General features: G+C 68.4%; 11 protein-coding genes. 5 read left to right on the top strand and 6 right to left on the bottom strand.

Annotated elements, in window-relative coordinates:
- Positions 1-158: 158 nt before the first annotated feature.
- The 5 genes from DW306_RS06750 to xseA are packed head-to-tail and all read right to left on the bottom strand — an operon-like array spanning position 159 to position 4,418.
- Positions 159-1,553, bottom strand: coding sequence for a class II fumarate hydratase (locus DW306_RS06750; RefSeq protein WP_136054847.1), 1,395 nt, complete (start codon positions 1,551-1,553; stop codon positions 159-161).
- Positions 1,550-2,224 (bottom strand): carbonic anhydrase, encoded by a 675-nt coding sequence (locus DW306_RS06745; protein ID WP_136054846.1) that lies wholly within the window; start codon positions 2,222-2,224, stop codon positions 1,550-1,552. Before DW306_RS06745 ends, DW306_RS06750 begins: the two co-directional genes overlap by 4 nt.
- Positions 2,221-2,865, bottom strand: a complete 645-nt coding sequence (locus DW306_RS06740) for a DUF4245 family protein (protein WP_136054845.1) — start codon at positions 2,863-2,865, stop codon at positions 2,221-2,223. The genes DW306_RS06745 and DW306_RS06740 overlap by 4 nt, the downstream gene beginning before the upstream one ends.
- Positions 2,862-3,104 carry an exodeoxyribonuclease VII small subunit gene (locus tag DW306_RS06735; protein WP_136054844.1) on the bottom strand — a complete coding sequence of 81 codons (243 nt, stop codon included), beginning with the start codon at positions 3,102-3,104 and terminating at the stop codon, positions 2,862-2,864. Before DW306_RS06735 ends, DW306_RS06740 begins: the two co-directional genes overlap by 4 nt.
- Positions 3,105-3,140: 36 nt before the next feature.
- On the bottom strand, positions 3,141-4,418 hold the full coding sequence (gene xseA, locus DW306_RS06730) for an exodeoxyribonuclease VII large subunit (protein WP_136054843.1): 1,278 nt from the start codon (positions 4,416-4,418) through the stop codon (positions 3,141-3,143).
- A 76-nt stretch (positions 4,419-4,494) separates the two neighbouring features.
- Here xseA and DW306_RS06725 point away from each other — a divergent pair, with 76 nt between their 5' ends.
- The 3 genes from DW306_RS06725 (at position 4,495) to DW306_RS06715 (ending at position 7,127) form a co-directional block, all read left to right on the top strand.
- Positions 4,495-5,574, top strand: a complete 1,080-nt coding sequence (locus DW306_RS06725; protein WP_205814112.1) for a 4-hydroxy-3-methylbut-2-enyl diphosphate reductase — start codon at positions 4,495-4,497, stop codon at positions 5,572-5,574.
- A gap of 2 nt (positions 5,575-5,576) precedes the next feature.
- Entirely contained in the window at positions 5,577-6,368 is a 792-nt protein-coding gene (locus DW306_RS06720; protein ID WP_136054842.1) for an IclR family transcriptional regulator, read from the top strand.
- Positions 6,369-6,608: 240 nt separating this feature from the next.
- Positions 6,609-7,127, top strand: a complete 519-nt coding sequence (locus tag DW306_RS06715) for a DUF6264 family protein (protein WP_136054841.1) — start codon at positions 6,609-6,611, stop codon at positions 7,125-7,127.
- Between the two features lie 67 nt (positions 7,128-7,194).
- On the opposite strand, the gene fbaA is transcribed toward DW306_RS06715, so the two are convergent.
- Positions 7,195-8,223: a class II fructose-bisphosphate aldolase gene (fbaA, locus tag DW306_RS06710; RefSeq protein ID WP_136054840.1), complete on the bottom strand. Its 1,029-nt coding sequence runs from the start codon at positions 8,221-8,223 to the stop codon at positions 7,195-7,197.
- 185 nt (positions 8,224-8,408) lie between these two features.
- Between fbaA and glpX the strand changes: the two genes are divergently transcribed.
- The gene (gene glpX, locus DW306_RS06705) at positions 8,409-9,395 is read left to right on the top strand and encodes a class II fructose-bisphosphatase (protein WP_136054839.1); all 987 of its coding nucleotides are present in this window, start codon (positions 8,409-8,411) and stop codon (positions 9,393-9,395) included.
- Between the two features lie 160 nt (positions 9,396-9,555).
- On the top strand, positions 9,556-9,840 hold the full coding sequence (locus tag DW306_RS06700) for a hypothetical protein (protein WP_136054838.1): 285 nt from the start codon (positions 9,556-9,558) through the stop codon (positions 9,838-9,840).

Below are 9,840 nucleotides of genomic sequence, written 5' to 3'. Positions count from 1 at the left end.
AGATGTCGGACCGAATGCCCGCAATTGTCCGACATCTGGCGTGTCGGCCCCCGAGGGAGGGGGCTGCGGTCGTCATCAGCGGGTGCGGACCACAGGCAGGAGACGACGGATGCCGCGAGGGCCAGGCCCCCGCGGCATCCGCTTGTCGTGCTCCGGACTCAGCCGGGATGCGTCATCGAGAGCAGGTCGAGCTTCTCGTCGAGCTGCTCGAGCGTGAGGTCGCCGCGCTCGACGTAGCCGAGGTCGATCACGGCGTCGCGCACGGTGATGCCCTTGGCGACCGAGTGCTTCGCGATCTTCGCCGCTGCCTCGTAGCCGATGAGCTTGTTCAGCGGGGTCACGATCGACGGGCTCATGCCCGCGAAGGCCGCCGCGCGCTCGACGTTCGCCTGCAGGCCGTCGATCGTCTTGTCGGCGAGCACGCGCGAGGCGTTCGACAGCAGGCGGATCGACTCCAGCAGCGCCGTGCCCATGACGGGGATCGCGACGTTCAGCTCGAAGGAACCGGATGCTCCGGCCCAGGCGACGGTCGCGTCGTTGCCGATCACGCGGGCGCAGACCATCAGCACAGCCTCGGGGACGACGGGGTTGACCTTGCCGGGCATGATCGACGAGCCGGGCTGCAGGTCGGGGATGTGCAGCTCTCCGAGACCCGTGTTGGGGCCCGAGCCCATCCAGCGCAGGTCGTTGTTGATCTTGGTCAGCGAGACCGCGATCGTGCGCAGGGCGCCGGACGCCTCGACGAGCCCGTCGCGGTTCGCCTGGGCCTCGAAGTGGTCCTTGGCCTCGGTGATCGGCAGCTCGGTCTCGGCCGCGAGCAGCGCGATGACCTTCTGCGGGAAGCCAAGCGGGGTGTTGATGCCGGTGCCGACGGCGGTGCCGCCCAGGGGCACCTCGGCGACGCGGGGGAGCGCCGACTGAACGCGCTCGATGCCGAGCCGCACCTGACGGGCGTAGCCGCCGAACTCCTGGCCGAGCGTGACGGGTGTCGCATCCATGAGGTGGGTGCGGCCGGACTTCACGGCATCCTTCCACAGCTCCGCCTTCGCCTCGAGGGCGACGGCGAGGTGGTCGAGCGACGGGATGAGCGTGTCGATGAGAGCCTGGGTGACGGCGATGTGCACCGAGGTCGGGAACACGTCGTTCGACGACTGCGAGGCGTTCACGTGGTCGTTGGGGTGAACGGTCGCGCCGAGGATGCGCGTCGCGAGCGTCGCGAGCACCTCGTTCATGTTCATGTTCGACGACGTGCCGGAACCGGTCTGGTACGTGTCGACGGGGAACTCTCCGTCGTGCGCGCCCGAGGCGACCTGGTCGGCAGCCTGGGCGATCGCGTCGGCGATGGCGCCGTCGAGAGTGCCCAGCTCCTTGTTCGCGAGGGCGGCGGCCTTCTTGATGCGAGCGAGGGCGGCGATCTGCGTCGACTCCAGCCCCTTGCCCGAGATCGGGAAGTTCTCCACGGCACGCTGCGTCTGCGCACCGTAGAGCGCGTTCACGGGGACCCGCACCTCACCCATGGTGTCGTGTTCGATGCGGTAGTCCTGCTCGGTCATTCCGAACCCTCCTTGGTTGCGGGGGTGGCCCCCTCGGTATCGATTCCGACCGTGATCACCGGCGACGCGGTGCCCTCGGCCAGACGGTAGTTGGCGCCGACGATGCCCAGACGGCCCTCGGCGACGGCGGTGCTGATCAGCTCGGACGACTGCAACAGGTCCTTGACCGTGTTGCGCAGGTGCTCTTCGCCGACGAGCTCGGCGTCGATCTCGGCGACCGTGGTGCCGCCGTTCTCATGCAGCACCTTCCGTGCGGCGGGCACGATCGGGGCGATGAGGCGCCAGATGTGCGGGGGGAGCGGAGCCGCATCGATCGCGGTGCCGTCGATGGCCGCGCGCACGGCTCCGCACGAGTCATGTGCGAGCACGACGATGAGCGGCACCTCCAGCACGGCGACGGCGTACTCGAGACTCGCGACGATCGACTCGCCCAGCACCTGGCCGGCGTTGCGCACGACGAACAGGTCGCCGAGACCCAGATCGAAGATGATCTCGGCGGCGAGGCGCGAATCGGAGCAGCCGAAGAGCGTCGCCACCGGATGCTGCGCCGCCGCGAGATCCTGCCGACGGGCGCCGTCCTGGTTCGGATGCTGAGGCTCGTCACGCACGAAACGAGCGTTCCCCTCCTGCATCTGCTGCCAGGCTGCGGCGGGGGTGAGCGGGTGCGTCATGAAGCCTCCGAGAGGGCACGGATCTGTGGCACGAGGGATTCAGCGAGGTCGGCTGTCGATGAGGCGGAGCGAGAGCCGTAGAGCAGCACGTAGTCATCGCCCGCCTGCGTGCCGATGGCGTAGGACACGTTGGCGTTGGCACCCGCATCGCCGAGCTTGTACACGTCCCAGTCGAGTCCGCCGATGCGGATCTCGTCGGTCGGGGCGTTGCCGTTCAGGCGCTGCGGCGCCCACGAGGAGTCGGCGTCGAAGGCCTGGGCGACTTTGATGAAGCCGCGCTCGTCGTCGGCGGCCGGGGCGAGCGTGATCTCCCAGACCACGGTGGCGCCGCTCTGCAGCTCGGCGGCGTTGACGCGCCAGAAACCGTCGAGCTCGGGAACGATCGCCGGGCTGTCCATGGTCGACTCGACGCCTGCGGCGATGCCCGCCACGTCGATCTTCTGCGCGGTGACCGGCTCGCCGCGCGGGACGGCGAAGATGATCACGGCGACGACGGCCACGGTCACCAGAAGCGCGGCGATCAGGTTGCGCAGGGTCTGGCTGCCGCGATACGCCTTGCTGGAGGCGGCTTTGCGTGCCGCGGTCTCGTCGGGCGTCTCGGGGCGGCCCAGCTCGGCGACGATCGGAGCGGGCTTGTTCATGAGGCCCCGCCGGCGGGATCGGAGTCGGATGCCGCGGCCCGGGCGGCGTCGAGACGGCGCTTCGCGCCGAGCAGCCACTCCTCGCAGCGAGCCGCGAGCGCTTCGCCGCGTTCCCAGAGGGCGAGCGAATGCTCGAGGGTGGGGGAGCCCTGTTCGAGCTCGGCGACGACGGTGACGAGCTCATCGCGGGCTGCCTCGAACGACAGCGTCTCGACGGGGATCTCGTTCAGAGCGCTCACTCCTCCATCTTACGGCGTGCGCGATCGCTGCCTGGCTCAGGAACCTTCCGCGATCTCGCCCTCGGAACGGGCGGCCACCGAGCCGCGATCGACCGTGATGGTCAGGGAGCTGCCGGCCGGAGCATCTGCCGCGTCGCGCAGGATCACGCCGCCTTCGACGTGCGCGATCGCGTAGCCGCGCGCGAGGGTCGCTGCCGGCGACAGCGCTCGCAGCGATGCCCGCAGCTCGCTGGTGCGACGACCGGCGCCGTCGAGCTGCCGGGTGAGCGCATCGCGACCGCGCGACTGCAGCAGCCACAGCTCCTGCGCGCGCGCATCGATGATCGGATCGGGGGAGCGGAGCACCGGTCGGGAGCGCAGCTGTTCGAGCTGCGCGATGTCGTGGGACAGCCGCTGTGTGAGGCGGGATGTCGCCCGTGAGCGCAGCTGGGCGATCAGCGCGCGCTGCTCGCCGACATCCGGCACGACCCGCTTGGCGGCATCCGTCGGCGTCGAGGCCCGGAGGTCGGCGACGTCGTCGAGGAGAGGATGGTCGTTCTCATGCCCGATCGCACTGACGATCGGCGTGGATGCCGCGGCCACGGCACGCACGAGTCGTTCGTCGCTGAAGCCGAGAAGGGTCTGCGGATCGCCGCCGCCGCGCGCGATGATGATGACGTCGACCTCGGGATCGGCGTCGAGTCTCTTCAGTGCGGCGAGCGTGTCGGGCACGCAGCGATCGCCCTGCACCGCCGCGTATTCGGTGCGGAAGCGCACCTGCGGCCAGCGCAGCTCGGCGTTCCGATGCACATCCTTCTCGGCGTCGGACCGCTCGCCCGTGATCAGGCCGATCATGTGGGGGAGGAAGGGCAGGCGCTTCTTGCGCGAGGAATCGAACAGACCCTCCTGGCGGAGCTGCAGCCGCAGCTTCTCGAGGCGTTCGAGCTGGTCTCCGAGCCCCACGTGCTTCATCGCCGAGACGGCGAAGCTGAAGTCGCCGGACTTGACGAAGTAATCGGCCTTCACCGCGGCGACGACGTGATCGCCGACGCCGAGGTCGGAGGGGATGCGGCCGCGGACGCTCGACCAGATCCGGATCGAGATCTGGGCGTCGGACTGCGTGTCCTTCAGACGCGCGAACACGTTGCCGGCACGGACGTTCCACGAGGTGATCTCGCCCTCGACCCACACGGTGTTCCATCGTGCGATGAAGTCGCGGATCGTCGCGTTCAACCGTGCGACCGATGTGGGGGCGGCCGACGTGGAGTCGCGGGGCGCGACGGCGTCGGCCGGCGGCGTCTCGCCCGGACCCGCCGCCGCTTCGAAGACTGTCATGTGCTCCCGTTCCGTGCCATCGTGCCGTCTGGCGGCACCCCGGCCTTCCTCAGGAGGACGCCGGTAGAATCAAGGGGTGACTTCGACTGCCGTTCATCTCCCCGTCCCGCGCGTCCCACGAGTGCGGGCGGCTGCCGGGCGGCTTCAGGATAACCCGATCGTCGGACACAAGCGGATTCTGCTGGCCGCTCCCCGCGGCTACTGCGCCGGCGTCGATCGGGCCGTCGTCGCCGTCGAGAAGGCGCTGGAGCGCTACGGCGCCCCCGTCTACGTGCGCAAGCAGATCGTGCACAACATCCACGTCGTCTCCGAGCTCGAGGAGAAGGGCGCGATCTTCGTCGAGGAGGTCGACGAGGTCCCCGCCGGAGCCCACGTCGTCTTCAGCGCCCACGGCGTCTCGCCGGCCGTCGTGAACGCGGCATCCGATCGAGGGCTGCACGCGATCGACGCCACCTGCCCGCTCGTCACGAAGGTGCACCGCGAAGCCGTGCGTTTCGCCCGGGACGACTTCGAGATCCTCCTCATCGGCCACGAAGGCCACGAAGAGGTCGAGGGCACGGCGGGCGAGGCCCCCGAGCACGTCACCATCGTCAATTCGCCGGCCGAGGCCGACACCGTGCAGGTGAAGGACCCGTCGAAGGTGGTGTGGCTCTCGCAGACCACGCTGTCGGTCGACGAGACCATGGAGACGGTCAACCGTCTGCGTCTCCGCTTCCCCGAACTCCACAATCCGCCGTCCGACGACATCTGCTACGCGACCCAGAACCGGCAGGTGGCGATCAAGAAGGTCGCGACCAACGCCGACCTCGTCATCGTGGTCGGCTCGGCCAACTCGTCCAACTCGGTCCGCCTCGTCGAGGTGGCCCTCGAATACGGTGCCAAGGCGGCGTATCGTGTCGACTACGCCGAAGAGGTCAAGCAGGAATGGCTCGACGGCGTGGAGACCGTCGGCGTGACGAGCGGGGCATCTGTTCCCGAAGTGCTCGTCCGTGAGGTCCTCGAAGCGCTGAGCGACGCCGGCTACCGCGACGTCGAAGAGGTGAAGACGGCCGAGGAGGATCTGATGTTCTCTCTCCCCAAGGAGCTGCGCCAGGATTCGTCCGGCCAGCGCGACGCTCGGGCGCTCGGCGGCCGTGCCACAGGAGGAGGCGCGTAGCGGTGAGCCCTGCGGAGGGCGAGCAGACTCTCATCGGGTCTGTGCAGCGTGCGCTCCGCTTGGTCGACATCGTCGCGAACTCACCGCGGCCCCTGCCCGCCAAGATGCTCGCGGCAGCCACCGGTCTGACGCCGGGGACCACCTACAATCTGGTCCGCACGCTCATCCACGAGGGGTATCTGTCCGCCGAGCCCGACGGCCTCGTGCTCGGCACGCGCTTCCCGGCCTTCCAGCAGCAGATCGACTCTCGCGGCGTGTTCCTCGCCCGGGTGCGCGCCACGCTCCGCGAGGTCACCGAGGTGGTCGGAGCGACGGCGTACCTGTCGCGCTTCGACGACGGCGAGATGCACCTGGTCGACATCGTCGACGCGGTGCATAACCCCCGGGTGGAGCTCTGGGTGGGACTGCAGTCGAGCGCGCACGCGACCGCGCTGGGCAAGCAGATCCTGGCGGAGCTGCCCGACGAGCATCGCCTCGACTATCTCTCACGTCATCGCCTCGAAGAGCTGACGCCGCGCACCATCAGCGATCGGACGACCTTGCTGACGCAACTCGAGCATTCGCCCGGGTGGGTTCTCGATGAAGAGGAGTACGCCATCGGGGCGACGTGCGTCGCCGTGCCGGTGATCGCTCCCCACATCACCGCGTCGCTCGCGATCTCGCTGCCGTCCGATCGAGCGGTCGTGGACAGGGAGCTGGTCTCGAGCCTCCAGCGGATCGCCCGTCAGCTCTCCCTGCAGCTCGGGGCCGACGCTTTCGACAAGGGGACACCCGATGGCGAGTTCACTATCTGAAGTTTCGGCCCTAGCGCGGCGACGGGCCCTTTCCTATGATCAGAAAAGTAGGCGTCTGTGCAAACGGCACTACAGGTTCGCGGAGGGTCCCCAGCTCTTCGTCGAACCCATCTGGATGACGAGCGTCCCCAGCGTTCCGAATCCGCGGCCCCGAGGAGTCCCCACTTCTCCGGGGCCGCCATCATTTTCGGACCCATCCGGCTGTGAGCCGCTCCGAGCCTCGAGGATTAGCATGGCGGGATGACCGATCAGCGTCCTCAGTACGGCGAACTCGCGACTCCCGAGGAGCAGCGGAGGGCCGCAGGCCTCCCGCCCCTCGACGAGATCGTCGCCGCGCCGATCGTGACGGCGCCTGAGCCTATCGCCGACGCTGTGCCCCGCCGCCCGCATCCGGTCGACCGGGTCGTCACCGCCGGGCTGCTGGCCTACGGTCTGTTCAACGTCATCTTCACGGCCGTGTCGTATCTGGATCTCACGCGCGTGATGAACGAGAGCATGAAGATCCTCGGGATCGACGGGGAGTTCACGAACTACGAGCAAGGCAAGCTCTGGGGCGCCATCGCCGCCGTCGTGCTCGTGGTCGGCTGGTCGCTGACCGCCTGGGCGTCGATCCGGCGTCTCCGCAGCGCGAAGATCAGCTGGTGGGTGCCGCTGGTGGGCGCGGCGGTGACGATGCTCATCACCTCGATGTGTCTGGCCGTGCCGATGTTCGGCGACCCCGCCTTCATGTCGTACGTCCAGAACATGGGCAGCAGCTGACGCGGACCCCTGCACGCACGGAGGGCCCCGCCGAACGGCGGGGCCCTCCTTGCGTGTCGTGCGGAACTCAGCTCTTCGACTGGCCGTACGAACCGAGCTGGCGCGTCGACTCGACGACGCGGGCGGCCATCGCGGTCTCCGCGATCTTGCCCCATGCGCGCGGGTCGTACTGCTTCTTGTTCCCGACCTCGCCGTCGACCTTCAGAACGCCGTCGTAGTTCTTGAACATGTAATCGGCGATCGCACGCGTGTACGCGTACTGCGTGTCGGTGTCGATGTTCATCTTGACGACGCCGTTGGCGACCGCGAGGGCGATCTCGTCGTCGGTCGAGCCGGAGCCGCCGTGGAAGACGAGGTCGAGCGGCTTCGCGCCCGTGTTGTACTTCGCGGCGACCTGCTCCTGGATCTCGCCCAGCAGCTCGGGACGCAGCTTCACGCCACCCGGCTTGTACACGCCGTGGACGTTGCCGAAGGTGAGTGCGGCGATGTAGCGGCCCTGCTCACCGAGTCCGAGCGCCTGCACGGCCTGGTCGACGTCGGCGAAGGTGGTGTAGAGCGCCTCGTTCGAGCCTTCGTGCGCGACGCCGTCCTCTTCGCCGCCGACGACACCGATCTCGACCTCGAGGATCGCGTTGATCGCCTTCATGCGGGGGAGGAGATCCTTGGCGATCTCGATGTTCTCCGCGAGCGGCACGGCCGAGCCGTCCCACATGTGCGACTGGAAGATCGGGTTGCGTCCGGCCTTGACCTCTTCTTCGGAAGCGGAGATCAGCGGCTCGACGAAGCCGGCCAGGGCGTCCTTGGGGCAGTGGTCGGTGTGCAGCGCCACGGTGATCGGGTAGTTCTTGGCGACCTCGGTCGCGAAGCGGGCGAATGCGAGGGCGCCGGTCGCGCGGGCCTTGACGGTGTGGCCGGCGAAATAGTCCGCGCCGCCCGTGGTGACCTGGATGATGCCGTCGGAGCCGGCCTCGGTGAGGCCCTGCAGAACGGAGTTGATCGTCTGCGAGCTGGACACGTTGAATGCGGGGTACGCGAAGCCGCCGGCCTTCGCGCGGTCGAGCATTTCGGCGTACTGATCCGGGGTGGCGACGGGCATGAGAACTCCTGCGGTAGGTGAAGCCGGGACAGCAGTCACTCTATCGGGGTGTGTGAGCGGATGCCGCAGCGCGGTAGCCACCCTGACGCGGTCTCTCCTGCACATGCGTTAAGAATCGTGATTCCTTCACGCGAAAGAGGACGAAAGCTGAGCGGTTCGCGACGCCCGATGGCTAGGCTGACCGCATGGTTAGTCTGACAGCGGATCTGAGCCCTCTTCATCCCGACCGTAATCTCGCGATGGAGCTGGTCCGCTCCACGGAGGCTGCGGCCATCCGTGCCGTGCCGTTCATCGGTCGAGGGGCGAAGGAAGCAGCGGACGGCGCCGCCGTCGACGCGATGCGGGCCTTCCTCGGCACCGTCGACTTCCAGGGCAAGGTCGTCATCGGCGAGGGCGAGAAGGACAACGCGCCGATGCTCTTCAACGGAGAGGTCGTCGGCACCGGTCGCGGACCGCTGTGCGACATCGCCGTCGACCCGATCGACGGCACGTCCCTCACGGCGGCGGGGCGGCAGAACGCGCTCTCGGTGATCGCGGTCTCCGATCGCGGGACGATGCTCGACGCCTCTTCCGTCTTCTACATGGACAAGCTCGTCACCGGCCCGGCAGGCGTGGGTGTCGTCGACATCCGCCTGCCCATCGGCGAGAACATCCGCAAGCTCGCGGGTGCACTCGGCAAGCCGGTCGACGAGATCGTCGTCTCGGTTCTGAACCGTCCGCGCCACGAGAAGCTGATCCAGGAGATCCGCGACGCCGGCGCCGGCACACGTCTGATGAGCGACGGCGACGTCGCCGGCGGGATCAACGCCGCCCGACATGACGCGCGCACCGACATGTGCGTCGGGGTCGGCGGCAGTCCGGAGGGAATCGTCACCGCGTGCGCGATCAAGGCGCTCGGCGGGCACATCCAGGGGATTCTCTGGCCGCGGGACGACGATGAGCGTCAGCGCGGCATCGACGCGGGTCTCGACATCGACAAGGTCTATGAGGCCGACGACCTGGTGCAGGGCAAGAACACGATCTTCGTGGCGACCGGTGTCACGGACGGTCAGCTCGTCGCGGGCGTGCGTCGGGAGCGAGGCTTCGTCTATACCGAGAGCGTCGTGCTCCGTGGAGCATCGGGCACACTGCGTCGCATCGCGTCGGAGCACCTCGTCTCCAAGTGGCTCTGAGCCGGCGGTCCGGAACGCCTGAGAAGACCATCGTTATCGACCCGGTATCGGGTCGATACATCGCGATCCCCGCTTCTGCGGAGTGCCGTGTCACAATTGTCACTGGGTTTGTCGCCGTCGACGGAGCCGCCAGGCACCGCAGGCGCAGGAGGGCGAACAGATGACAACGCAGCACACGAGTGGCTCCAAGGCCGCCCCGACGAAGATCGTGACGACGAACACGGGGCGCATCCTCCGGGTGAGCGCTGACGCGGAAGTCATCGCGCCCGCTCCGACCTCTCCGCCGCCGACGGCGGTCAGCGATCCGGCCCGTCGCGCCGACGTGCTGTTCCGCAAACGCCTCGACGAGGGTCACGAGATCAGCGCCTGGTGGATGATCGGCGCCTTCCTCGCCACGAGCGGGCTCGTCATCGTTCTGCTGAGCGGCGTCCCGGGCGTCGCCTGA

It is taken from the genome of Microbacterium sp. K24, from assembly GCF_004794465.1.
In the GTDB taxonomy this organism is placed as follows: domain Bacteria; phylum Actinomycetota; class Actinomycetes; order Actinomycetales; family Microbacteriaceae; genus Microbacterium.
Note: the sequence above shows the minus strand (reverse complement) of the source record. Positions and strands in the feature narration are given on the sequence as shown.

Excerpts from the sequence above, each read along its gene's own strand:
- DW306_RS06750 (WP_136054847.1), bottom strand. The coding sequence starts at position 1,553 with ATGACCGAGCAGGACTACCGCATCGAACACGACACCATGGGTGAGGTG.
- DW306_RS06745 (WP_136054846.1), bottom strand. The coding sequence starts at position 2,224 with ATGACGCACCCGCTCACCCCCGCCGCAGCCTGGCAGCAGATGCAGGAG.
- DW306_RS06740 (WP_136054845.1), bottom strand. The coding sequence starts at position 2,865 with ATGAACAAGCCCGCTCCGATCGTCGCCGAGCTGGGCCGCCCCGAGACG.
- xseA (WP_136054843.1), bottom strand. The coding sequence starts at position 4,418 with ATGACAGTCTTCGAAGCGGCGGCGGGTCCGGGCGAGACGCCGCCGGCC.
- DW306_RS06715 (WP_136054841.1), top strand. The coding sequence starts at position 6,609 with ATGACCGATCAGCGTCCTCAGTACGGCGAACTCGCGACTCCCGAGGAG.
- fbaA (WP_136054840.1), bottom strand. The coding sequence starts at position 8,223 with ATGCCCGTCGCCACCCCGGATCAGTACGCCGAAATGCTCGACCGCGCG.
- glpX (WP_136054839.1), top strand. The coding sequence starts at position 8,409 with ATGGTTAGTCTGACAGCGGATCTGAGCCCTCTTCATCCCGACCGTAAT.
- DW306_RS06700 (WP_136054838.1), top strand. The coding sequence starts at position 9,556 with ATGACAACGCAGCACACGAGTGGCTCCAAGGCCGCCCCGACGAAGATC.